Here is a 22,417-nt window from a genome sequence, read left to right as displayed (position 1 = left end):
GTGCTCCCGGCAAAAAATCATGACCAAACACGACAACATCTACGCCAACCCCCTGGGCGACGTCACCGGCTTCCAGTTCGACCAGTCGGTGGTCGACGTCTTTCCGGATATGATCCAGCGCTCGGTGCCCGGCTACACCACCATCGTGGCGATGATCGGCACCCTGGCGGAGCGCTACGCACAGGCCGGCAGCCGTTGCTACGACCTGGGCAGTTCCCTGTGCGCCGCCACCCTGGCCATGCGCCACCGCATCCCCGCCGCGGACTGTGAAATTATTGCGGTGGACAACTCCAGTGCGATGATCGAGCGCGCGCACCAGGTGCTGGCGGCGGACAGCGGGCAGGTTCCGGTACAGTTGGTCTGCGACGACCTGCAGAATATCAAAATCGAAAATGCCTCGGTGGTGGTGCTCAATTTCACTTTGCAGTTTATTCCCGTGGAGAAGCGCGAGGGCATTCTGCAGAAAATCTGCGATGGCCTGCGGCCGGGGGGCATACTGATTATCTCGGAAAAGGTGGACTTTACCGATCCCGACCACCGGGAACTGATGATCGATTTGCACCACGCCTTCAAGCGCGCCAACGGCTACAGCGAACTGGAAATCGCCCAGAAACGCACCGCGCTGGAAAATGTGCTGATCCCGGAAACCCTGGACACCCATCGTGAGCGCCTGAAGTCGGTGGGTTTTACCAGCGTCGACGTGTGGTTCCAGTGTTTTAATTTTGCGTCCCTGATTGCCATAAAGGCAAAAACCTGAACGAAACCACCCTGTAGGAGCGGTCCGGCCGGGAGCGGCCCATGGCCGCGATCGGCTTGGCTACGTAGTAAAGCCGATCGCGGCCATGGGCCGCTCCTACAAGTGCACTCCGAACCGACTTCGAATTATGATCGACTACACCAACTTCTACGCCGGCATCCAACATATCCCCGCCCTGCGCCCCTGGCTGGCTCAGCTGCCGGAGCAGATCGCCGCCGGTCTCAGCCCGGAGCGCTGGGGGGATCTCCCGGATTGGCGGGCCGCATTCGATGCGCTGCCGGATATTTCCCCATCCGCCGTCGAGCTGCGGGAGAAAGTGCGTATTGGCAGCGCCGCGGACGCCTCCCCGGAGCAGTTGCAAGCACTGGAAAAACAGTTGCGCAAACTGCATCCCTGGCGCAAGGGCCCCTGGGAAATTTTCGATCTCTTTATCGATACCGAATGGCGCTCCGACTGGAAATGGGAGCGCGTGCTGCCGCATCTGGAGCCGCTGGAAAACCGCCTGGTACTGGATGTGGGCTGTGGCAATGGCTATCACTGCTGGCGCCAGTTCGGCGCCGGCGCGCGGCGGGTGATCGGCATCGATCCCTCCGCAAAATACGTCGCCCAGTTTTACGCGCTGAAAAAATACCTGGGCTGGGAGCAGCCCGTAGACCTGCTGCCCCTGGGCATCGAGGCACTGCCGCCCAAACTCCACGCCTTCGACACCACCTTCTCCATGGGTGTGCTCTACCATCGCCGCTCACCCATGGACCACCTGCGCGAATTGCGTGACACACTGCGCCCCGGTGGTCAGTTGCTGCTGGAAACTCTGGTGATCGACGGCGAGCCCGGTGACTGCCTTGTCCCTGAAGATCGCTACGCCAAGATGCGCAATGTGTGGTTTATCCCCAGCACCGCCACCCTGGAGAGCTGGTTGCGCAAGTGTGGCTTTGAAAATCCCCGCACGGTGGATGTGGGCACCACCAACCTCGGCGAGCAACGCCGCACGGACTGGATGCGCTTCGAATCCCTGGCGGACTTTCTCGACCCGGAATCCCCGGACAAAACCGTGGAAGGTCACCCCGCTCCCAAACGCGCTGTTCTGGTCGCGAATACGCCGTAGCTTCTGCCTTCCAGCGGCAATTGAAGCCCGTTTATTCTGCCAGATAACCCACCTGTAGAATTTTGTGTGGAATATCGCCGGACGCCTTGATTGTCACTACCATATCGGCAAAGTTCGCCCCTAAATGGTGCAAGCACCTCACCCTGTAGGAGCGGCGGGGCGGCCATCCGCCCATGGCCGCGATAAATGGTGGTTTATTTCCCAGGCCGATCGCGGCCATGGGCCGCTCCTACAAAACAGCAAACGGGCTATGTGTACTGTATGAGCATCAGCGTTTTCGAACTTTTCAAAATCGGCGTAGGCCCCTCCAGTTCTCATACCGTAGGCCCTATGGTGGCGGCGCGGCAGTTTGTCCAGGACCTGGAAGACCGGCAACAGCTGCGGAATACCGACCGGGTACAGGTACACCTGTACGGCTCCCTGGCCCTTACCGGTATCGGCCACGGCACCGATATGGCCGTGCTGATGGGCCTCCTCGGCGAGGCTCCGGACACCATCGATGTGGACGCCATCGACCACAAGCTCGCACAGATCGATCAGGATCGGCAATTGCGGCTGAACCTCGATAAAAACATCGGATTTGTTCGCGACCGCGATCTGGTCTTCCACAAAGAGGAATTTCTATCCCGGCACGCCAACGGCATGACCTGCCAGGCCTACGCCGATGGCGAACTGCTTTTCGAGCGCAGCTATTTTTCCATCGGCGGCGGCTTCGTATTGTCGGAGGAGGATTTCGCCCAAAAGGACCAGATAGCCACCCTGCTGCCCTACGATTTCAGCTCCGCAAAACAGTTGATGGAGCTGTGCGAAAAACACCACTGGACCATTGCCGAACTGGCCATGGCCAATGAAAAGGCTTTCCGCAGCGAAGAGGAAATCAAGCAGCAACTGTGGAATATCTGGGAGGTAATGCACTCCTCCATCCAGCGCGGCTGCCGCGAGCAGGGATTACTGCCCGGTGGCCTGAATGTGCGCCGGCGCGCGGCGGAACTCTATCGCGAACTGAGCAAACAGCCCGAGGAGGAGCGCAATCAGGGACTGGCGATTCTCGACTGGGTCAGCCTTTTCGCCCTGGCGGTGAATGAGGAAAACGCGGCCCGCGGGCGTATCGTCACCTCTCCCACCAACGGCGCCGCCGGGGTGATTCCCGCGGTGATCGCCTATTATGTGCAGTTCGTGCACAACCCGGAAAAGCACGGCGAGCTGAAGGACCAAGTAGTGAAATTCCTGCTCACTGCCGGGGCCATCGGCATGCTTTTCAAAAAGAACGCCTCCATCTCCGCCGCTGAAGTGGGCTGCCAGGGCGAGATCGGCGTGGCCTGCTCCATGGCCTCCGCCGGCCTGGCCGCGGTCCAGGGCGGCAGCAACCAGCAGATCGAAAACGCCGCGGAAATCGGCATGGAACACAATCTGGGGCTCACCTGTGATCCTATCGGCGGCCTGGTGCAGGTGCCCTGTATCGAACGCAACACCATGGGCGCAGTCAAGGCCATCAACGCCGCCCGCCTCGCCCTTCGCGGCGACGGTGCGCATATCGTGCCGCTCGACAGCGTGATCGAGACCATGCGCCAGACCGGTGTGGATATGCGGAGCAAGTACAAGGAGACATCGCTGGGCGGGCTGGCGGTCAACGCCGTCAACTGCTGACCGAGAAATGTAGGGGCGAACCTGAATGGCACTGACTTAAGTGTTGCAACCTCCGTAGGATGGGTAAAGGAGCGTAGCGACGTGCCCATCATCCGCGGCTTTGATGGGCACGCTGCGCTTTGCCCATCCTACAAAAATAGCGAATCCCGGCTTAAGTCAGTGCCATTCGGGGCAAACCTTGTGTTCGCCCTTACAGGGGGCCTTTCCATCGTCACCCCGGCACGCCGTGCTTCGTGTAGATATCGAATCGCCCCGACTTCCCTTCCAATGACAGCGAAGGTTTTCTCGCCGCCAGAAAAGGGGCCAGCCGTGGCCGTTTTACCACGGTGCGGTAGTAACAGGCGGCAAAGGCCGGCTCGAGTAATCCGTCCGCATCTTCATCGCTACCCACCAACTGGTGGAAGGCCGCCATTTCCTTCTTTACCCCGGCGCTCTTGCCGCGCTCCGGAAACATCGGGTCCAGATAGACCACCGGTATCGATTCCGGCGCCTGGTCCTGCAGCCACTCCCGCGCAGAAACGTCGCTCTCTTCAAGGTTGAGGCGCTGTGCTATCGGGGCCAATTCGATGTCTTCCAGGGCGGCTTTCTGCAATCGATCCAGGCCGTCGCGCAGGAGCGCGCGCACCACCGGATTGCGCTCGAGCATATGTACTTTGCAGCCGAGAGAGGCGAGTACGAAGGCGTCCCGACCCAGCCCTGCGGTGGCATCTACCACGCTCGGATAAAATCCGCTGCGCAGGCCCACGGCTTTGGCAATCTGCTGTCCTTTACCTCCACCGTATTTGCGCCGGTGCGCAGCGGTGCCGCCGACAAAATCCACGAAGACCGGTCCGGGCGCCTTGCGCCCGGTGGCACACAGCTGCAGGCGCTCGCCCCGCTGCAATACGAAAGCCGGCGCATCGAGCCGGCTCGGCTCCGCGCAATCCAGACAGCGCAATTGCAATTCGTCCGCCAGCTGTCGCGCGGCCGGCAGCCACTCGGCGGCGCTAGCGGTTATAGCCAGTTGATCGATCAAGGAAATTTCCGGGTCGTTTTAGAAGACGGGGATGCTAACTGACTATCGGGGCGAGGCCAAACCTGTGTTTTGGGGTAACGGTGGAGTAATGGCCGGCCTCGTCCGCCGCCATGACCGCTCCTACCCCGGTTCGACCAGCCAGTTCAGCGCCTGCTGATAGCCATCGGCGGGGAAAGGCCGCACCTCGGCACCGACGAAGTGGTCCACCAGCCGGGGCATAAAGCCCAACAATGTGTGATCGGATACAACGGCAATTTTATGGATACGCTTGTGGTAGTCGCGTATGAAAACGCAGTGTGAGATCAGTGCGGCAAAACTCTCCCAGCCGGGGAAATGGGCCGCATTGATCAGCAACCCTGCCAGGCAGCCGTGTTCACTGATCACCGGATCCACCTGCGCCTCCAAGGCCTGGAAATCTGTTTCCTGCAGCGGCCCCAGAGGACAAATTTCGAGCACCGAGTGATCGCAGTGCCAGTAGTGTTCTATCATCAATTGTCACCGGCTACCGGGTAAAAGCCGCTGTCGCGACCTCTACTTGGCACTAGCATCAATTGCCCTGCGGCTCTTCCTCCGAGGAGGAATCCTCTTCGGCGGCATCTTCACCGCGTAACTTTTCCGCCGCCCGTTCGGCCGCCTTCTTAGCCGCGTCACCGGCCTCTTCAACTGCACTGCCCGCCTTTTCTGTCACGTCTCCCAATGCCTCTCCGGCATCGGAGGCGGCATCTTCGGTCTTATTCATCAGGGAGTCGCTGGTATCGTCGCCCGGCGGTGTGGTATCCGGCTGGTCGGATTCCCGGGGCGTATCCCTATCCGGCGGTGTGCTTTCCTCGCGGGGCATGGTTCCCTCGTCGGGGGATCTGTTATCCGGCGGTGTCATCTGTTCGCTCTCGGGCGTTTCGAGCGAGTCGTAGGCATCCTTCGCGGAATCGTCGCGATCGCGCGACATAAAATAGCCGATAATCAGCAGCAAAATAATCAGCGGAAGCAGTAGCTTTTTCATAAACCCACCTGTTGACCCCTGGCTGTTGCGTGTATGGAGGCTCAGTTTTGGCGGAACAATACGCCCCTGCCCGAGCCCTTTGGTGCCAATCCATTCTTCACCAAATGCACAACGGCGGAAGAAGACGACGCCATATTGATAAGAATAACCCGTGATGGGGGTTCTTCAAGGAACATTATTCCTCTGCTAAGTTTGGATTGTTGTAAATGTAGGCGGACATAGAGCCGAAGGTTTTATAAGCCTCTCGAGCAGAATCGCTTCCACAATGCAGAGCAAGAGGCCGGAAGCGGAGGCTCTGGAGTGTGCACATGGGAATTGAAGTGCTACCCGGCCGCCTATTCTACAGCCGCATCGACCACATGATGATGGCCATTACCACCATGCCCAGGTCCTCTGTCAGGGTTACTGTGCTGAGCGGTACGTCGAGGATGGAGCCCATACAGGGGCAATTGATATCCAGCCCCCGGCGGAGGGCGCTGATTACGCCGATGGCGCCAAAACCCAGTATCAGGATGGTTGCGCCATAGACAACCTGGGGAAATAGCATCGACAGAAAGCCAAGGCCCAGAATGAGCTCGATCACCGGGTACAGATAGCCATATAGCCGGCATCGCCTGGCAAGCAGGTCGTACATTTCAAAGCCGTCGGCGAAAGCGGTTGGGTGGAAAAGTTTCAGGAGTGCAAAAACGCACAGGAAAAATCCCATTGCGTAATGCATGCCGGCGATCATGTCACCGCGGGTGGAGACAGTGATAGCCACTCCAGCCAACAGGGAGACGAGGATCAGGCTGAACAGTGGCCAGTAATCCGCGATCTCAGCACCTCTGTTTTCCTCCTGTTTTTTAAAAGCTGGATCTTTTGCCATTTGAAAGCCTCCTTGCAATCCCTACGACGCTCCCCGACCATGAGGATTGTTTCCAGTCATCACCGGAGTGTAGACACTTATGCCGGCGCCCCCACAATGAGGCCAGAGCATCAAGAAGTTGGGTTGAAACAGGGTATCTACAACGGCAGGGCGGGGCGTTATCAACCCTGGAGATCGAATTCCTTGAGACGGGCGAGCAAGGGGGCGGCTTCAGCCTCGGGGATTACCGCGTCACAACTATATAGTTGCAGGCGGCCACGGCTGTCCGGGCGGGCGAAAATCAGATAGCGGGCGCCCTTTTCCAGTTTTTGTTCGCAGGCGTCCAGTCCCAGCCGGAAGGCAATCAGGCGATTGGCTTCACCTTTCCACACCTGTTGGGAAACCGCGGAGTAGACATAGCCGAGAAGCGCCACCATGCCCGGTTCGGAGAGAGCGCTGTCCACATCCCGGTGAATTCCGGCGATCTGCACCTGGGCCACCAGTTCCGCCTCCGCAAAGCGCTCGGCGAAAGTGTCGCCTCGCTCTTCCCCGGCTTCCAGAGATTCCTGCGAGATACAGAGCGCCGACAGGCTGAGTGCAATCGCGGCTATTGCGGCCGGTATTGTCTTCGCCACTCTGTTTCCTCCCAAACAAAAAAAAGTATCTGTAGGATACCCTTTGTGACTCGGGCCATCCATGGCTCGGAGCGCCGAACTGCTCGCCCTCCGGGCGCCTTCGGCGTCCAAAACGGCTGTCCTGCGTTTTGTGACTCGGGCCATCCATGGCCCTCACCCTCCGGGCGCCTTCGGCTTTGCCGTTTAGTGACTCGGGCCATCCATGGCCCTCGCCCTCCGGGCGCCTTCGGCGTCCAAAACGGCTGTCCTGCCGTTTTGTCTCATATTATTTGAGCGGCAGCAACTCCAGCTCCACCCGGCGGTTCGCCTGGCGGCCGGATTCCGAGTCGTTGCTGGCGATGGGATAACGCTCGCCGTAACCCACCGCTTGTACACGGCCACTGGCTATACCGCGACCGCTGAAGAAGCTGGAGACAGAGTTTGCACGACGCTCACTCAGGGTTTGGTTGTAGACGTCGGAGCCGGTGCTGTCGGTATGGCCACTGACCCGGATGGCGGTCTGGTCGAACTCCTTCAGCACAACCACCACGGAGTCCAGGGTGTCGTAGAAGTCGGTACGGATTTCGGCGCGGTCAGTGGCAAAGGTAATGTTGCCGGGCATAATCAGGCGAATATTGTCGCCCTCGCGCTGCACCCGCACACCCGTGCCTTCCAGGCGCTGGCGCAAGGCCGCTTCCTGGCGGTCCATATAGTAGCCGATGCCGCCACCGATAGCCGCACCACCCACGGCGCCGGTGATCGCGCCTTTCTTGCGGTCCTTCTTGCTCGCGGTAGCTGCACCAAGGATGGCCCCCGCAACGGCGCCAGCGCCGGCGCCCTTGGCCACATTGCTGGTTTTGCTTTCCCCTGTATAAGGGTCCAGCGTAGTACAGCCCACCAGTGAGCCCAATGCGAAAATTGCTACCCATTTTTTCATGTAAGGTTCTCCTAAACACTTGCTATCGGTGAACGGGTGTCGAGATTTGGGAAGAGTCACAGCCTGTCAAACTTGGGACAGTCCCAAGTTTGACAGGCTGTTAGCCTCCCCGATCCGGGAGGGAGTATTGCCGCGACCAGCTGTCTGTAAGCTGAATCCGGCCCCCTTTTTTCGGAACAGAAGACTAGGCGGAAATGGGAAGCAGGTCTACCGGACAGCCCACAATTATCGAAAGGAAAATGTCTGGAAGTGGTCAGGCCGGTGAGTATGCCGCCGCTGGTGGCACAGTGGTCGCAAGAACAGCTGTCTTCCACAATTTCTGTGGATAACTCTGTGAATGAACCGGGAAAAGGGAACGCCAAGCGGCGCGAACTCTCGTCCCCAGCAATTTGCCCACTTTTTAAACTTCTTATTTTTCTCTTTAAAAAACAATAAGTTATGGGAATTTCAAACCCTAGCGTACCAATTTCGTCGGAGTGAGCAAGCCTATCGTCCGGCCCCCCTCGGCATGTGGAAAAAAGTTTGTCAATACTTGGTATTGGGAAGGGAAAGGCTTTTTTTAGAAAAGTTCCTGATTAACCGAAATGGAAGCCTACGACACAGCGATTAGGGTACCGACGTATCAAATATTGCGACAGAATTTCAGTAATGAGGTGGCTTTTCGTCCTGCCGCCCCCCGCTATGCAGCTCGAAGGAAAGGTCCCGGTACTTGTCACCTAATTCCTTTAATCGAACCACCAGAGCGCGGATATTCGCATCCTGCGCTGCGATCACATCGTTGAGTTGAGCCAGGGTATCCTCCTGGAAAGCCAGGCGACTCTCCAGTTCCTCCACTCGCGTATTCAGTTCCGCCAGCCTATCCATCACAAAATCCCATACAGTTGTTCCACCAGGTTCGCCGAGCGCCGGTCCATAAACAGGCTCTGGCCCAAACGGGTGGTGACATAGCCGCAGCCGAGCTCCCTCTCCGGATCGGCAAAACCCACACTGCCCCCGGCCCCCGGATGACCGAAACCCCGGGGACCGCCAAAGCGCAGGTCGGCGGAACTGCCTCGCAGGATAAAGCCCGCGCCGAAACTCACTTCCGCCCGCAGTATGGCATCACGTCCGCGGCTCTGTTCGCGCCCGGCCTCGCGCACCAGTTCCGCTGGCAGGCAGTTGGGAGCGTCCAGCGCCAGGTCGCCGTAGATGGCGGCGAGATCCCGCGCGCTGAAATGACCGTTGGCCGCGGGAATCACCGCGCCGCGCCACTCCCGGCTGTTGGTACCCATCATCAGGCTCACCGGATTGGTAAACGCCATGGCCACGGGGCCTCCACGTTCCTCTTTTATGGCCCGGCCCACCGCGTTTTCACGCAGTTCCGGCAATGGCTTTTTGAGGGGACCGACATCCGCGATCCGAGTGGACCTGTGGCCCAGAGCACCGAATCCGCCATCCAGGTCCAGCGGTTCAGCCAATCCGTGACGGTAGAGTTCCGTCAGAGATAGCCCGGTTGCCCGCTCCAGCAGCCCGCCCAAGCTCCAGCCGAACAGGAACGGGGAATAGCCCTGACGGGTGCCCGGCGTCCACCAGGGTTCGGTGGCTGCCACCTGGGAGCAGGCGGCAGCCCAGTCGTAAATGAGATCATCTGCGACCTTTTCGCGAAAGGCGATCAGTCCGGCACGGTGGCACAACAGCTGTCGAGGGGTGACCGCCTCTTTGCCGGCGGCGGCAAATTCCGGCCAGTAATCCGCTACCGGGCGGTCCAGGTCCAGCTCGCAGGCGGCCACCTGCTGCAGCGCCAACAGCGCCAGTACGCCCTTGGAGGAGGAGAACACATTGGCCAGGGTGTCCTCTGTGTAGGGTTCCCGCCCCTCGCGGTCCGCGCTGCCCGCCCACAGAGAGACGATCAGTTCGCCGTGCTGACGCACCGCGAAAGCTGCGCCGGTATCGCCGCAATCGCGGAAGTTCTCGGCAAAGGTGTCGTAGAGGGATTCGAAACCGGGGGCGCAGAAGCCGTGGATTTCCATGAGCGTGGTCTTTTATCCGGAAAAAAATCAGGCGCAAGGGTAGTTCCTTCCCCTGGTCCGCGCAAATCGTTTAGCATTGCCGGCCAAAAGTGCCCGCCGTACAGGGCACCAGGATTGGAGAAGATTGTGGCTGAACAGATTGCAATACAGGACCGGATACCCGACAACCACTGCTTCGGTTGCGGTCCAGACAACCGCCAGGGCCTGCAGATCAAGAGTTACTGGACCGGCGACGACGAGACCCGCTGCGAGTTCACTCCCCTGCCCCACCACTGCGCCGGCCCCACTCACTACCTCAACGGCGGCGTTATCGCCACGGTTATCGACTGCCACACCATCTGCACCGCCATTGACGACGGCTACCGCCAGGCCGGCCGGGAAGTGGGCGGCGGAGAGAAAATCTGGTTCGCCACCGGCAGGCTGGATGTCCAGTACAAAGCTCCTGCCCCTATCGACCAGCCTGTCATACTGGAGGCAAAAATCGTCGACCGCGGCGAGAGAAAAACTGTTCTGCACTGCACTCTTTCCAGCGGTGGCCGCCTGTGCGCCGCCGCGGACGTAGTGGCGGTGCGGGTGCCGGACAAGTGGTGAAAAAATGCGCGGCGCGCTCCCGATGTAGATACCCCGTTTGAAATCAGGCCATCGACTCCTCATACCAGCGCAGGAACGTCACGCCGGATCTGATCCGGTACCGGCATCCAGCTCAGCGGCCCTGGATTCCAGCCTGCGCCGGAACACGAAAGTTCGTTGTGGGGACGAACCTGGTTGTTCGCTCCGCATGTAGTCCCGAAAAGAAGGATCGAAGATGAAAAAACAATTCGCAGTTATCGGCCTCGGCGCCTTCGGCACGGCCGTGGCACTGGAACTGATGCGCCTGGGTCACGAAGTGCTGGGAGTGGATTCCAGCGAGGAGAAAGCCGAACACATCGCCGACAGCCTCACCCAGACGGTGATTGCCGATGCCACTGATGAGGAGGCTCTGGAGGAGCTGGATCTGCAACGGTTTGATGCGGTGCTGATCGCCATCGGTGAACATATTGAAGCCAGCACCCTGTGTACCATGTTGGTCAAGTCCCTGGGCGCGAAGGAAATCTGGGTGAAGGCCATTACCAGCATCCACCACCGCATCGCGCAGAAGCTGGGTGCCGACCGCATCCTGCACCCGGAATACGAAATGGGGTTGCGCGTGGCCCAGAGCATGGCGCATCCCAATATGCTCGACTACATCAGCCTGGGGGACAGTTATTTCCTGATCGAGATCCGTCCCGGCGAAGCCCTGGAAAACCGGCCGCTTACGGCGCTGAAATACGATCGTAAAAAAATCCACCTGCTGGCGCTCAAGCATGGTCAGGAACTGATCCTCCAGCCCGATCCCGATCACCACTTGCGCCGCAACGACCACCTGGTATTGGTGGGCGACGAGGACGCCCTGCGGCGCTTTTCCGAAGAATTATGAGAATCTGGTTTCCCGGTCTCCACACCCGCATGATGAGGCTCGGTTTGCAGCGCGCGTGGCGCTACAGCCCGCCGGCGATTCTCGCAATGAGTTTCCTGGTTCTGATCGCCCTCGGCGCCCTGCTCCTCTGGCTGCCCATTTCCAGTCACGGGGGACTGGCCTTTTCCGAGGCACTGTTTACCGCCTGCTCCGCGGTTACCGTTACCGGCCTGGTGGTGGTGGACACCGGCAGCGCCCTGACCCTGTTCGGCCAGGTCGTGGTGCTGGTGCTGATCCACATGGGCGGCCTGGGCCTGATGACTTTCGCCGCGTTGACGGTGATGGCGCTGGGGGTGCGCTTCGGCCTGCGCGGCCAGCACCTGGTGCGCGAGGCCATGAACCAGACCTCGCCCGGAGATATGCTCACGCTGGTGCGCCGGGTGGCCCTGCTGGCGTTCACCCTGGAAGCCCTGGGCACAGTGCTGATGGCAGTGGTCTGGGTACCGGAAATGGGCTTTTGGGAGGGGCTGTGGTTCAGCTTCTTTCACTCAGTCTCCGCGTTCAACAACGCCGGCTTCGGCCTGCGCGCAGACAGCCTCAGCGCCTGGGCGGGCCACCCTCTGATCAACCTGGTGATCACCGCGCTGTTTATTGTCGGCGGCCTGGGGTTTACCGTGCTGACGGACCTGCGCCGCCATCGGCGCTTTTCCACTCTCAGCCTGCACAGCAAACTCACCCTGTCCGGCACTGCTATCCTGGCCCTGGGCGCCTGGCTGCTTATCATGCTGTTCGAGTGGCAAAACCCGCATACCCTGGGTTCCCTTCCCACAGGCGAGCGCCCCTGGGCGGCGTGGTTTACCGCTGTGACACCGCGTACCGCCGGTTTCAACACCGTGGATACCGCGGGGCTGATAGTGCCCAGCACCCTGCTGATCATTCTCCTGATGTTTATCGGTGCCGGCAGCAACTCCACCGCTTCGGGCATCAAGGTGAGCACCTTTATGGTGATACTTCTCGCCACCCGCTCCTTTCTTCTCGGGCGGCCCCAGCCCAATGCCTTCCGGCGCACGGTGGCCCTCGATGTGGTATTCCGGGCCAACAGCGTGGTGGTGCTGAGTCTGATGATGGTGATACTGGGCACTTTCCTGCTGGTGGTTTTCGAACCGCGACTGCAGCTGCTGGATTTGGTGTTCGAAGGGTTTTCCGCTTTTGGCACCGTGGGCCTGTCCCGGGGTGTCACTGGCGAACTCTCCCTGCCTGGGCAAATGGTGCTGATGGTACTGATGTTCACCGGGCGGATCGGCCCCCTGGCCCTGGCCTTCTCCCTGGCCAGGCCGAGGCGCAGGCGGGTGCGCTATGTGGAGGAATTGGTGCAAGTGGGCTAAATTTACGTTTTCTTTACGACTTTGGAACAAAACCTACTGGATTCGTTACGGTGCAGTTCTCTAGCATCTCACCGCAAAACCGGGTAGCAGGCCACCCTTGGCGATTTAATGCAAAAGTACCAACGAATAACCACTATTTTTCATCTGTGCAGCTTTCTGGTCTTCCTATACAGCCTGACAATGCTGGTCCCGGCTTTCGTCGGCTGGCTGTATGACGAAACGGATATCTCCGCTTTCCTGATCACTTTCGCGGTTACCCTGGTCTTCGGTGGCGTGGGCTATTTGAGTACGCAACACCGAACGACAAGCCTGAGAACCCGCGACGGCTTTCTGGTGGTGGTACTCTTCTGGGTCATTTTCTCCGTCGCCAGCGCCACCCCGTTTATCCTCGACAGCCGCCTCGACCTGACGCTGACCGATGCGTTTTTCGAAGGCATCTCCGGCATCACCACCACTGGCGCATCGGTTCTGCAGGATATCGACAGGCTGCCGCTCTCCATACTGTACTATCGCGCGCAGCTAAACTTTCTCGGCGGCCTGGGGATTATCGTGCTGGCCATCGCGGTGATGCCGCTGCTGGGTATCGGTGGTGCCAAGCTGTATCAATCTGAAATGCCCGGCCCGCTGAAGGAGACCAAGCTCACCCCGCGCATCGCAGATACTGCCAAGCATCTGTGGTTTATCTACCTTTCGCTCGCCGGGCTCTGTGCCCTCTCCTACCGCATCGCCGGCATGGGTTGGTTCGACGCCGTGTGCCACAGCTTGTCTACAGTGTCGCTGGGCGGATTCTCCTCTCATGGCGACAGCCTGGGCTTCTATACCAACAGTATGGCGATCGAACTGGTGGGCGGTGTCTTCACCCTGCTGGCAGCCATCAATTTTGCGCTCTATTTCCTCGCCATCACCAAGGTCAGCCTGAAACCCATCCTGAGGGATTCCGAGTTCCGTTTTTTTTTCACCATCGCGTTCCTGCTGGTGAGTTTCACCTGTATAGAGCTGTACCGCGCCGGCACCTTCGACGCGCAGGGGGCGCTAGTGCACGGCTTTTTTCAGGCGCTGTCCATCATGACCGACAACGGCCTCACCGCGGCTGGTTATCCGAACTGGCCTGAGCATGTGGCAATCCTGCTAATCGGCTCCAGTTTCTTCGGCGGCTGCGTCGGTTCCACCTGCGGCGGCATCAAGGCCATGCGTTTCCTGGTGCTCTACCGCCAGGGCAAGGAGGAGATCAAGCAGCTGGTCCACCCAAACGCCCTCAGCCTGCCCAAAGTCAGTAAAACCGTGGTATCCGAGCGGGTGATCCGCTCTGTGTGGGGGCTTTTCTTCCTGTATGTCTTTCTCGCCTGCTTCTTTATCTGGGGAGTCGTCGCCAGCGGGCACGACCTGAAGACTGCTTTTGGTACCGTCGCTGCCTGCCTCAACAATATGGGCGTGGGCTATGGGGACACCGCCACGGGTTTCGGAGGCCTCACGGACCAGGCGAAATGGCTGATGTATGCGGCCATGCTATTCGGCCGGTTGGAGATATTTCCGCTGTTGATTGTCTTTTCGCGGATTTTCTGGCGCTACTGAACGGATTCTATTTCGATGCCCTGGAATTCGGCCAAAGGCCCGCTCACAGCCTCCTGCAACTGGCCGTTCTCCTGATCGATAAACAGCGCCGGGATCTGATGCCGGTTTGCCGCGACCAGCCCCGCTTCACTTCCCAGGCACAACAGCGCCGTGGACCAAGCGTCCGCAGCGGCGGCATCCGGGAAAAAGACCGTTACCGAAACCGTGTTGTGTTCCACCGGCCGGCCCGTCCTCGCATCGAGAATATGGCTGTAGCGCCGGCCTTCTCTGTCAAAGAAATGGCGATAGGTGCCGGAAGTCATCACCGCCAGCGGTTCGGCGCGATCAATGGTGACAATCTTGGCGACACTGCGCTCTTGCGGCAGCGGCCTTTCCACCGCGACCCGCCAGGGCTTGTTGCCGGGCTTACGGCCGCGGGTCAGCAGTTCCCCGCCAATTTCCACCAGGTAGTCGGAAATACCGTACTGTTCCAGAACCGCAGCGATGCGGGCAACACTGAAGCCCTGGGCAATGGAGGATAAATCCACACGCAACGCGGGAACCACTTTGCGCAGCCGCTCTCCATCCACGGTTTCCAGCTTATCCATACCCACGGATGCCATTGTGTCCTGCAATTTCTGCGGCCCTGGCGGTGTGAACCGGTTATCGGAGAAGCCCCACAATTCAAATAGTGGCTTGATGGTGAGGTCATAGCAGCCGCTGCTGGCGCGATTGACCCGCCGCGCCTGTTCCACCAGAGCCGCTATTTCCTCGCCCACCCAGTAGGGTTCTGTTGTGGATTGGACGTTGAATTGCTCGATGGTGGAATCCGCGCGGTATCCGGACATACCTTCATCAATCTGTTCGAGCCGCTCGCTGACCGCCCTCTGCAATTGCGCCGGATCGACCGGCTCGCGGGACCAGTAGCTGATGTGGTAGGTGGTCCCTTGGGCGGGGCCCGCAAACTTCTGGATTTTTTCTGCCCTGCCACATCCAGTCACAGAAAGCATTGCAATCAGAACTGCTATTGTGATCCGCGGCAAGATACGAATAGAGCGTGCTTTCATACTGCCTGCGTATTCTTCAAACGGAAGTTTCGGAATAGATAAACCGGTAGCCGACGCCGGCCTCGGTCTTGATATATTTGGGTTCGGTGGGGTCATCGCCGAGTTTTTGCCGCAGGTGGCTGACAATGATGCGCAGGTAGTGGGTATCGTTTTGATGGCCGGGCCCCCAGATTTCCTGCAGCAGCTGGGTCTGGGTGATCACGCAGTTCGGTGACCTGGTCAAGCGCGACAGAACCGCATATTCCTTGGGGGTCAGCTCCGCTTTTTTCCCATTGACCTCAACCAGTCGTTTGCTCAGGTCGATCAGCAGGTAGCCGTCGTCCAGCACCGCCGGCAGATCCGGCTTGAGGCGATCGCGCAGCGCGGCCCGGATGCGCGCCAGCAATTCTTCGATGCTGAAGGGCTTGGTCACATAGTCCTGGGCGCCCGCATCCAGCGCACGCACCTTTTCCCGCTCGCCCGCACGCACCGACAGCACGATGACCGGCACCGAGGACCAGCCGCGCAGCTCGCCGAGTAGCTGGTGCCCCTCCATATCCGGCAGGCCCAAGTCCAGAATCACCAGGTCCGGCTGCTGCCGCGCGATCAGCGCCAACCCCTCGCCGCCGCTCTCGGCCTCGGCAACTTCGTAGTCGGCGCTTTTCAGCGCGATGCGCAGCATACGACGGATCTGCGTCTCGTCGTCGATGATGGCAATTTTTGCGCTCAATTTCTCACTCCTGGGAATCGGATTTATCCGGGTAATCCACCGGCAATTCCACCACAAGGCGGGTGCCCCTGCCCTGCGACCCCGCATAGGCGTGCACGGAACCGCCGTGGGCGCCTATCATACCGCGGCAAATTGCCAGCCCCATACCCGTGCTCTGCTTTTTCTGGTCGCCCCCGGAGACCACGTAGAACATATCAAAGATCTGTTCGCGCAGCGCCTCGGGAATGCCCGGTCCGCGGTCCTCTATCTCTATCACACAGGTGTTGCCCTTCCGGTCAACGCTGATATTGATGCTCTCCTCCGGAGGCGAAAACCTGGCCGCGTTTTCCAGTATGTTGAACAGCGCCTGCTCGATCAGTGCCGCGTGGGCAAACAGCAGCGGCGGGGGCGATTTTGCGGAATATTCGGTTTTCACACCTGGGAAATACCGCTTCAGGCGCGCCAGCGCGCTGCCGATGATATCCGAAATGGACACCCAGTCCCGCTCTATCTTCAGGCTGCCGTGGCCGAGACGGGTCATGTCCAGCAGGTTTTGGATATAGCTGTCCAGGCGCCGGCTCTCCTGAAGAATGGTATCCAGCAGTTCCTCCCGGTCCCCCGGCGCCAGCTGCCTGTCCAGAATATTCAGGCTCTCGGCGGCGCCCATCATCGCCGCCAGCGGCGATTTCAGGTCGTGGGAGACCGAGGACAGCAGCGCCGAGCGCAACTGTTCCACTTCGGTCTTCATCCGCGCCGATTCCAAATCCCGGGTCAGCTCGATGCGCCGCCAGGTATCCGCCGCCTGGCGCGACATGACGGCGATAAGATCGCGGTTGTAGAGTTTTGTATCGGGGGAATGGGTATCGAACCTGATCAGCGCGCAGGCGATACTTTTATCGTCCCTGCGGATGGGATACACCGTCCAGGCGGAGGCGCTCAGGGTATCCGTAAACCGCCCGGAGGGCTGGGCGTGCCTCAACGTCCATTCGATCGCGGCTTCATCGACGGAATTGAACGGTACCGACGGGTTCGGGCAGGTCGAATAGCGCCCGCCCTCTTCCGCCACCACAATACAGCACTCTTTTTGCAGCGCACCGCCGAGTTCCTTGGCCAGGGCATCCCAAACCGCTCTGGGCTCGTCCGCCACCGATAGCTCCTGTCCCAGAAGACGCATGGCTTCGGAGTAGCGGTTGCTCTCGCGCAGCAAAATAAACTGGCGGCGGATACGCGAGGCCATCGGGCCGCATATCAGCGCAATCAGGAACAGGAATAGCAGGGTCGTCAGCTCATCCCGGCGCGCGACGACGAAGGTATACCGGGGATCGGTCAAAAAGAAGTTGTAGCTGAGGAAAGACAGTATCGCCGCGAGAATGGCCGGGCGCGAACCATAGCGCAGACCGATGGCCACCACCGCCAGTACGTAGAGCAGCACCAGATTGTAATTTTTCACCCAGATTTCCAGCACCACCGCCAGCGCGGTGACCGCGGCCACCGTCAGCATCGCCAGCACATGGCCGCGCTTGCTGCCGAACAGCGGCGCCTTCCGGTCTGCGGGAAGTTTGAGTTCCAGCGGTTTGTCCGGGCTGCTGAATACCGATACCTCCAGCGGCAGCCCGGATTCTATCAAGTGCTGGTAGAGCCGTTTGCGCCAGGGCTGCCAACGGTACCGGGAGCCGGAGCCGACCAGCACGGTGTTGATCCGGTGCTCGGCAATAAACAGCACAATGGTCTGGTAGGTATTGACGCCGCGCAATGTCTCGGTTTCCGCGCCCAGTTCCCTGGCCAGGGAAAAGGCGGACTGCAGGCGCGCACTGGCTTTCTGATCCTGCACCCGGCCGGTATCCACCCACACCACCATCCATGGCAGCAGCCTTCGATCCGCGATCTGGCGGCCGATACGGATCAGGTATTCGTGATCGCTGTTGGTGCTGATCAGCACCAGCAATTTTTCCCGGATCGCATACTCCAGTCCTACGGCGCGCGCGTCCAGGTGTGTCTTGAGCCGCGCATCCACGCGTTCCATCACCTCGCGCATCGCCAGTTCGCGCAATGCGGTCAGGTTGGATGCAGAAAAGAAGGAATCCAGCGCGGAGCGCGCGTATTCCGGCAGGTAGACCTTGCCCTCGTGCAAGCGCTCGATCAGCGTGCTCGGCGGCAGGTCGACAAACACGATTTCGTTGGCGTCGTCGATAAACTGGTCCGGCACCGTCTCGCGCACGCGCACGCCGGTGATCTGCAACACCAGGTCCCTGAGGCTGACCAGGTGCTGGATATTCAATGTCGTGTAGACATCGATACCCGCCGCCAGCAGCTCGGCAATATCCTGGTAGCGGCGTCTGTGGCGGCTGCCCGGCACATTGGTGTGCGCCAACTCGTCCACCAGTATCAGCCGCGGTTTGCGCGCAAGCGCCGCGTCCAGGTCGAACTCCGTCAGGCTGTGCCCGTGGTATTCGATCTGTTTGCGCGGCAGTATTTCAAAGCCGTCGAGCAGCTTTTCGGTCTCCGCGCGCCCGTGGGTCTCCACCAGGCCCACCAGCACTTCTTCCCCCTGCTGCAGCCGCTCCCTGCCGGCGCACAGCATGGCGTAGGTCTTGCCTACGCCGGGCGCGGCGCCGAGAAAAATCTTCAGCTTACCGCCTTCTCCCTGGTGGATCGATTTCAGAATCGCGTCTGCCTGCTGATTTCTGTCCGGCATATTGCTGCGCCCCTCGGGGTTTCCAGAGTTGGGTTTACAGAGTTTTACTGATACTGAGAACGGCGGAGAGATCGCACCAGTCCTCGCCGAAGCATTCACGGTTATCCAGATCCGTATCGATGATACTCAGTCCCAACTCGACACCGCCCCACTCACGGCTGATGCCCGCGGAGTAATCCAGATAGCGGTCACCGGCACCGTCGAGAAATTTGTCACTGTCAAAAGCGTTGTGACCCAGGTGAAAATTCAGCCCGAAGCCGCACACTTCGGTTGCGTAGTCGGCGTGGGCGTAGAGGAATTTTCCGCTCTCCAGATAATAGTCATCGGAATAGGCCAAACCGAGGGTGACACCCGCAAAGCCGAGCTTGCCGTAGACCTCGGCGTAGGGGTCCTCGTCCGGTGTGGACGGGTAATCATAGTAGATATAACCCACATCGAAACTCAGCGATTCATTGAGTTTGCCGCGATAGCCGCCGTAATAGTCCAGCTCCAGGCTGTTGGCGAAGTCCACATTGGAACCCCAGGTACCCAGGTAGAAGCCGTTGCCAAAATCCAGATCAAATCCACCCTGCACAGCGGGGCCGCCGTCGGTCTGCGAGATACCGCGGAATTTGTAGTCGCTGACCAGTGCTATATTGCCGCTGACCTTAATAGAATTTTTTTCACCTTTTTTATCCTCTGCGATGGCCCCAGACGACAGGGTTAACGCCAGGATCGCGGTGGATACAACTTGTGATTTCATGATCTTTCAATTCCTGAATAGTACGGAGCCCTGCAGGAGCGGCCCGTGGCCGCGTTTGGCAGGCCTACGGCCCGCATGCCGAGCTGGAACTCGGCGTTCCCGGGGGGCGCCCCGGTCGCTCCACTCATTCACGGCGCCTTCGGCCTACAACGCAAATAGATAATAAATGCCTGGGAATTAATTCACAGCCACCGCCGTCGGCGGCAACTCGTCCAGCGCCAGATTCAGCAGCAGTATATTGACCCGCGGCGGGCCGAATAAACCGAGTTGCGGGCCTTCGATGTGTTGGCCCACCAGTTCGGCAACCCGCTGTTTATCCAATCCGCGCGCCGCGGCCACCCGCGCAATCTGCAGTCGCGCCGACTCGGGCGAGATATGCGGGTCCAGGCCGGCGCCGGAGGCGGCCAGCAGATCCACCGGAATCTGCTCTGCTTTCACACCCTCCAGCTGCTGGATGCGCGCGCTGTCCGCGGCCACCCGCTCGCGCAGCCCGGGGTTGTCCGGGGCCAGGTTGCTGCCACCGGTGGCAGCGGGATCGTAGTTCGCCACCGAGGGGCGACCGTGAAAGTAGCCGCTGCCGGCAAACGGCTGGCCCACCAGTTTTGAGCCGACCGGCTTGCCGTCGCGCTCGATCAGACTGCCCCTGGCCTGCTCCGGGAACAGCAGCCCGCCCACCGCGGTGGTGGCGCCGCTGTATACGATTCCGCACAGGCCCAGCATCGCCAGGCTGAAGCGCAGGCCGGTCAGGATACCGGTTTGTTGAAAATGCAGTTCTTCAGTTCGCACAATATTTCTCCTCAATTCGTCTGGCGGGGCTGGAGCTCCGCGGTGACTCGCGCCGGCCTTCGGCCAGCTAAAGCTGCCCAAATCGGCTGTCCTGCCGATTTGTCCCGGGTCCCGATTCACACAATCAGGCCCAAAAACAAATCGATCACCTTGATCACCACGAACGGCAGCAACACACCGCCGAGGCCGTAGATCAGCATATTGTTGCGCAACATCTTCTGCCCGCTGAACGCGCGCACGCGCACGCCCCTGAGTGCCAGCGGCACCAGCGCCGGAATAATAAGTGCGTTGAAAATAAGCGCGGAAGTCACCGCGGTGTAGGGATTGGCGAGCCCCAGCAGGTTCAGCGCGGCGATGCTCGGGATAGCGCCGGCAAAAATGGCCGGCACTATCGCGAAGTACTTGGCCACGTCGTTGGCGAGCGAGAAGGTGGTGAGCGCGCCGCGGGTGATCAGCAGCTGCTTGCCCACTTCCACCACCACCAGCAGCTTGGTCGGGTCGGAATCCAGATCCACCATATTACCGGCCTCGCGCGCCGCCTGGGTGCCGGAGTTCATCGCCAGGCCCACGTCCGCCTGCGCCAGCGCCGGAGCGTCGTTGGTGCCATCGCCCACCATGGCCACCAGCCGGCCTTTCCGCTGCTCGCGGCGGATCAGCTCCAGCTTGTCCTCGGGTTTGGCTTCGGCCACGAAGTCATCTACCCCGGCCTCAGCGGCGATGGCGCCGGCGGTGACCGGGTTGTCACCAGTGACCATTACCGTGCGAACGCCTAGCGCACGCAGTTGTGCGAAGCGCTCGGCGATGCCCGGCTTGATCACGTCCGACAATGCAACAACGCCCAGCACCGCACTGTCATCGGCGACCACCAGCGGGGTGGCGCCGCGCTGCGCGACCCGGTGGATCAGCTGCGCCAATTGCTGCGGCACATCTAGACCCCGCTCCTCGGCCCAGCGGCTCACCGCATCGCCGGCACCTTTCACGAAATGGCGACCGCCGGGCAGCAGTGCGGCGGAGATGCGCGTCTCAGCCGAGAAGGGAATAAACTCGGTGCCCTCTGCCACTTGCGGGCGCGGATAGTCGAGGGATTCGGCCAGTATCAGGATGGATTTGCCCTCCGGCGTCGGGTCCTCCAGCGAGGTCAACACTGCTGCTTCCATAAGCTTTTTCTTCGGTACGCCCATCAGCGGCAGCATTTCAGTAGCCTGGCGGTCGCCGAAGGTGATGGTACCGGTCTTGTCCAGCAGCAGCGTGTCCACATCGCCGGCCACCTCCACCGCCTTGCCGGATTTGGCGACGATATTGGCTTCCAACGCGCGGTTCATGCCGGCGATACCGATGGCCGGCAGCAGGCCGCCGATGGTGGTGGGGATCAGACACACCAGCAGCGCGATCAGCATGGTGTAGTCCAGGCGCACACCCAGGAAGGCGGCCATGGGCGGCAGGCTGGCCACCGCGATCAGGAACACCAGGGTCAGCGCCGCCAGCAGCACAGTCATCGCCAGTTCGTTGGGGGTTTTCTGCCGCTCGGCGCCCTCCACCAGGCCGATCATGCGGTCCAGGAAGCTGGCGCCCTGTCCGGCGGTGACGGTGATCTCAATCTCGCCGGATAGCACCACGGTGCCCCCGATCACTCCCGAGTGGTCCGTGCCCGCCTCGCGCAGCACCGGCGCCGATTCGCCGGTGACAGCCGACTCGTTGATGGTGGCAACACCGACAGTTATCTCGCCGTCTGCGGGAACAGTTTCCCCGGCACCGACGCGCACCCGGTCGCCGCGGTTCAGCAGGCTCGCGGAAATAGTCTGCTCGCCCGATGCCGCGATGCGCCGCGCGTTCAGGTCGCGGCGCGCGGAGCGCAGGCTCGCTGCCTGGCCGCGGCCCCTGGTCTCGGCGATGGCCTCGGCAAAATTGGCGAACCAGACGGTGAACAGCAGTATCAGCGCGCTGGCCAGTTCAAAGACAAATGTATTTCCCGTGAGGATGCGCTGCACAGCGGTACCCGTGGTGATCAGGGTTCCGACCCACACCACAAACATCACCGGGTTCCTGATCGCGTGTGCCGGTGCCAGTTTTTTGCCGGCGGTTACCACTGCCTCCTGTAACAGCAACCGATCGATTGCTTGATGCTTCACTCTTTTCATAC

General features: G+C 60.3%; 22 protein-coding genes. 7 read left to right on the top strand and 15 right to left on the bottom strand.

The window, feature by feature from the left end; translation table 11 throughout:
* The first annotated feature begins 19 nt into the window (after positions 1-19).
* Positions 20-757 carry a carboxy-S-adenosyl-L-methionine synthase CmoA gene (gene cmoA / locus PP263_RS04295; RefSeq protein WP_308367135.1) on the top strand — a complete coding sequence of 246 codons (738 nt, stop codon included), beginning with the start codon at positions 20-22 and terminating at the stop codon, positions 755-757.
* 127 nt (positions 758-884) lie between these two features.
* The gene (cmoB, locus tag PP263_RS04290; protein ID WP_308367134.1) at positions 885-1,862 is read left to right on the top strand and encodes a tRNA 5-methoxyuridine(34)/uridine 5-oxyacetic acid(34) synthase CmoB; all 978 of its coding nucleotides are present in this window, start codon (positions 885-887) and stop codon (positions 1,860-1,862) included.
* A gap of 31 nt (positions 1,863-1,893) precedes the next feature.
* On the opposite strand, the gene PP263_RS04285 is transcribed toward cmoB, so the two are convergent.
* The gene (locus tag PP263_RS04285; protein WP_308367133.1) at positions 1,894-2,082 is read right to left on the bottom strand and encodes a hypothetical protein; all 189 of its coding nucleotides are present in this window, start codon (positions 2,080-2,082) and stop codon (positions 1,894-1,896) included.
* 41 nt (positions 2,083-2,123) lie between these two features.
* On the opposite strand from PP263_RS04285, the gene PP263_RS04280 reads away from it, so the two are divergent.
* A complete protein-coding gene (locus PP263_RS04280; RefSeq protein ID WP_308367131.1) occupies positions 2,124-3,509 on the top strand; it encodes an L-serine ammonia-lyase in 1,386 nt (461 codons plus the stop codon).
* 211 nt (positions 3,510-3,720) lie between these two features.
* Here PP263_RS04280 and PP263_RS04275 read toward each other — a convergent pair whose 3' ends face one another.
* The 8 genes from PP263_RS04275 to PP263_RS04240 form a co-directional block, all read right to left on the bottom strand.
* Positions 3,721-4,524 (bottom strand): class I SAM-dependent methyltransferase, encoded by an 804-nt coding sequence (locus PP263_RS04275; protein ID WP_308367130.1) that lies wholly within the window; start codon positions 4,522-4,524, stop codon positions 3,721-3,723.
* Positions 4,525-4,644: 120 nt separating this feature from the next.
* Positions 4,645-5,013 carry an STAS/SEC14 domain-containing protein gene (locus PP263_RS04270; protein WP_308367129.1) on the bottom strand — a complete coding sequence of 123 codons (369 nt, stop codon included), beginning with the start codon at positions 5,011-5,013 and terminating at the stop codon, positions 4,645-4,647.
* Positions 5,014-5,071: 58 nt separating this feature from the next.
* Positions 5,072-5,524, bottom strand: a complete 453-nt coding sequence (locus tag PP263_RS04265; RefSeq protein WP_308367128.1) for a hypothetical protein — start codon at positions 5,522-5,524, stop codon at positions 5,072-5,074.
* 340 nt (positions 5,525-5,864) lie between these two features.
* On the bottom strand, positions 5,865-6,389 hold the full coding sequence (locus tag PP263_RS04260; protein WP_308367127.1) for a MauE/DoxX family redox-associated membrane protein: 525 nt from the start codon (positions 6,387-6,389) through the stop codon (positions 5,865-5,867).
* Between the two features lie 161 nt (positions 6,390-6,550).
* The gene (locus tag PP263_RS04255; RefSeq protein ID WP_308367126.1) at positions 6,551-7,003 is read right to left on the bottom strand and encodes a hypothetical protein; all 453 of its coding nucleotides are present in this window, start codon (positions 7,001-7,003) and stop codon (positions 6,551-6,553) included.
* Between the two features lie 265 nt (positions 7,004-7,268).
* The gene (locus tag PP263_RS04250) at positions 7,269-7,919 is read right to left on the bottom strand and encodes an OmpA family protein (RefSeq protein WP_308367125.1); all 651 of its coding nucleotides are present in this window, start codon (positions 7,917-7,919) and stop codon (positions 7,269-7,271) included.
* A 642-nt stretch (positions 7,920-8,561) separates the two neighbouring features.
* Positions 8,562-8,783 carry a SlyX family protein gene (locus tag PP263_RS04245; RefSeq protein WP_308367124.1) on the bottom strand — a complete coding sequence of 74 codons (222 nt, stop codon included), beginning with the start codon at positions 8,781-8,783 and terminating at the stop codon, positions 8,562-8,564.
* Positions 8,783-9,928, bottom strand: a complete 1,146-nt coding sequence (locus PP263_RS04240) for a serine hydrolase domain-containing protein (RefSeq protein ID WP_308367123.1) — start codon at positions 9,926-9,928, stop codon at positions 8,783-8,785. Before PP263_RS04240 ends, PP263_RS04245 begins: the two co-directional genes overlap by 1 nt.
* Before the next feature lie 126 nt (positions 9,929-10,054).
* On the opposite strand from PP263_RS04240, the gene PP263_RS04235 reads away from it, so the two are divergent.
* The 4 genes from PP263_RS04235 (at position 10,055) to PP263_RS04220 (ending at position 14,320) form a co-directional block, all read left to right on the top strand.
* Positions 10,055-10,519 (top strand): PaaI family thioesterase, encoded by a 465-nt coding sequence (locus PP263_RS04235; RefSeq protein WP_308367122.1) that lies wholly within the window; start codon positions 10,055-10,057, stop codon positions 10,517-10,519.
* A 214-nt stretch (positions 10,520-10,733) separates the two neighbouring features.
* Complete coding sequence (locus PP263_RS04230) at positions 10,734-11,384, top strand: TrkA family potassium uptake protein (protein ID WP_308367121.1); 651 nt, start codon at positions 10,734-10,736, stop codon at positions 11,382-11,384.
* Positions 11,381-12,748, top strand: coding sequence for a TrkH family potassium uptake protein (locus PP263_RS04225; protein ID WP_308367120.1), 1,368 nt, complete (start codon positions 11,381-11,383; stop codon positions 12,746-12,748). The genes PP263_RS04230 and PP263_RS04225 overlap by 4 nt, the downstream gene beginning before the upstream one ends.
* Positions 12,749-12,856: 108 nt before the next feature.
* A complete protein-coding gene (locus PP263_RS04220; RefSeq protein WP_308367119.1) occupies positions 12,857-14,320 on the top strand; it encodes a potassium transporter TrkG in 1,464 nt (487 codons plus the stop codon).
* On the opposite strand, the gene PP263_RS04215 is transcribed toward PP263_RS04220, so the two are convergent.
* The 6 genes from PP263_RS04215 to kdpB form a co-directional block, all read right to left on the bottom strand.
* On the bottom strand, positions 14,314-15,309 hold the full coding sequence (locus PP263_RS04215; protein ID WP_308367118.1) for an FAD:protein FMN transferase: 996 nt from the start codon (positions 15,307-15,309) through the stop codon (positions 14,314-14,316). The two genes, PP263_RS04220 and PP263_RS04215, sit on opposite strands and share 7 nt — an antisense overlap.
* Before the next feature lie 73 nt (positions 15,310-15,382).
* Positions 15,383-16,075, bottom strand: coding sequence for a response regulator (locus PP263_RS04210; RefSeq protein WP_308367117.1), 693 nt, complete (start codon positions 16,073-16,075; stop codon positions 15,383-15,385).
* Positions 16,076-16,079: 4 nt separating this feature from the next.
* Positions 16,080-18,749 carry a sensor histidine kinase KdpD gene (locus PP263_RS04205; RefSeq protein WP_308367116.1) on the bottom strand — a complete coding sequence of 890 codons (2,670 nt, stop codon included), beginning with the start codon at positions 18,747-18,749 and terminating at the stop codon, positions 16,080-16,082.
* A 34-nt stretch (positions 18,750-18,783) separates the two neighbouring features.
* Positions 18,784-19,491 (bottom strand): TorF family putative porin, encoded by a 708-nt coding sequence (locus PP263_RS04200; RefSeq protein ID WP_308367115.1) that lies wholly within the window; start codon positions 19,489-19,491, stop codon positions 18,784-18,786.
* 177 nt (positions 19,492-19,668) lie between these two features.
* Complete coding sequence (gene kdpC, locus PP263_RS04195; protein WP_308367114.1) at positions 19,669-20,277, bottom strand: potassium-transporting ATPase subunit KdpC; 609 nt, start codon at positions 20,275-20,277, stop codon at positions 19,669-19,671.
* A 116-nt stretch (positions 20,278-20,393) separates the two neighbouring features.
* Entirely contained in the window at positions 20,394-22,415 is a 2,022-nt protein-coding gene (gene kdpB / locus PP263_RS04190; RefSeq protein ID WP_308367113.1) for a potassium-transporting ATPase subunit KdpB, read from the bottom strand.
* Positions 22,416-22,417: the final 2 nt, after the last annotated feature.

Origin of the sequence: Microbulbifer sp. TB1203 (assembly GCF_030997045.1) — a bacterium.
Classification (GTDB): Bacteria; Pseudomonadota; Gammaproteobacteria; order Pseudomonadales; family Cellvibrionaceae; genus Microbulbifer.
This window is presented reverse-complemented; position numbering and strand designations above follow the sequence as displayed.

Excerpts from the sequence above, each read along its gene's own strand:
- cmoA (WP_308367135.1), top strand. The coding sequence starts at position 20 with ATGACCAAACACGACAACATCTACGCCAACCCCCTGGGCGACGTCACC.
- PP263_RS04230 (WP_308367121.1), top strand. The coding sequence starts at position 10,734 with ATGAAAAAACAATTCGCAGTTATCGGCCTCGGCGCCTTCGGCACGGCC.
- PP263_RS04250 (WP_308367125.1), bottom strand. The coding sequence starts at position 7,919 with ATGAAAAAATGGGTAGCAATTTTCGCATTGGGCTCACTGGTGGGCTGT.
- PP263_RS04280 (WP_308367131.1), top strand. The coding sequence starts at position 2,124 with ATGAGCATCAGCGTTTTCGAACTTTTCAAAATCGGCGTAGGCCCCTCC.
- PP263_RS04240 (WP_308367123.1), bottom strand. The coding sequence starts at position 9,928 with ATGGAAATCCACGGCTTCTGCGCCCCCGGTTTCGAATCCCTCTACGAC.
- PP263_RS04200 (WP_308367115.1), bottom strand. The coding sequence starts at position 19,491 with ATGAAATCACAAGTTGTATCCACCGCGATCCTGGCGTTAACCCTGTCG.
- PP263_RS04260 (WP_308367127.1), bottom strand. The coding sequence starts at position 6,389 with ATGGCAAAAGATCCAGCTTTTAAAAAACAGGAGGAAAACAGAGGTGCT.
- PP263_RS04245 (WP_308367124.1), bottom strand. The coding sequence starts at position 8,783 with ATGGATAGGCTGGCGGAACTGAATACGCGAGTGGAGGAACTGGAGAGT.
- PP263_RS04215 (WP_308367118.1), bottom strand. The coding sequence starts at position 15,309 with ATGCTTTCTGTGACTGGATGTGGCAGGGCAGAAAAAATCCAGAAGTTT.
- PP263_RS04285 (WP_308367133.1), bottom strand. The coding sequence starts at position 2,082 with ATGGCCGCGATCGGCCTGGGAAATAAACCACCATTTATCGCGGCCATG.
- PP263_RS04205 (WP_308367116.1), bottom strand. The coding sequence starts at position 18,749 with ATGCCGGACAGAAATCAGCAGGCAGACGCGATTCTGAAATCGATCCAC.
- PP263_RS04265 (WP_308367128.1), bottom strand. The coding sequence starts at position 5,524 with ATGAAAAAGCTACTGCTTCCGCTGATTATTTTGCTGCTGATTATCGGC.
- PP263_RS04220 (WP_308367119.1), top strand. The coding sequence starts at position 12,857 with ATGCAAAAGTACCAACGAATAACCACTATTTTTCATCTGTGCAGCTTT.
- kdpB (WP_308367113.1), bottom strand. The coding sequence starts at position 22,415 with ATGAAAAGAGTGAAGCATCAAGCAATCGATCGGTTGCTGTTACAGGAG.
- PP263_RS04225 (WP_308367120.1), top strand. The coding sequence starts at position 11,381 with ATGAGAATCTGGTTTCCCGGTCTCCACACCCGCATGATGAGGCTCGGT.
- PP263_RS04270 (WP_308367129.1), bottom strand. The coding sequence starts at position 5,013 with ATGATAGAACACTACTGGCACTGCGATCACTCGGTGCTCGAAATTTGT.
- cmoB (WP_308367134.1), top strand. The coding sequence starts at position 885 with ATGATCGACTACACCAACTTCTACGCCGGCATCCAACATATCCCCGCC.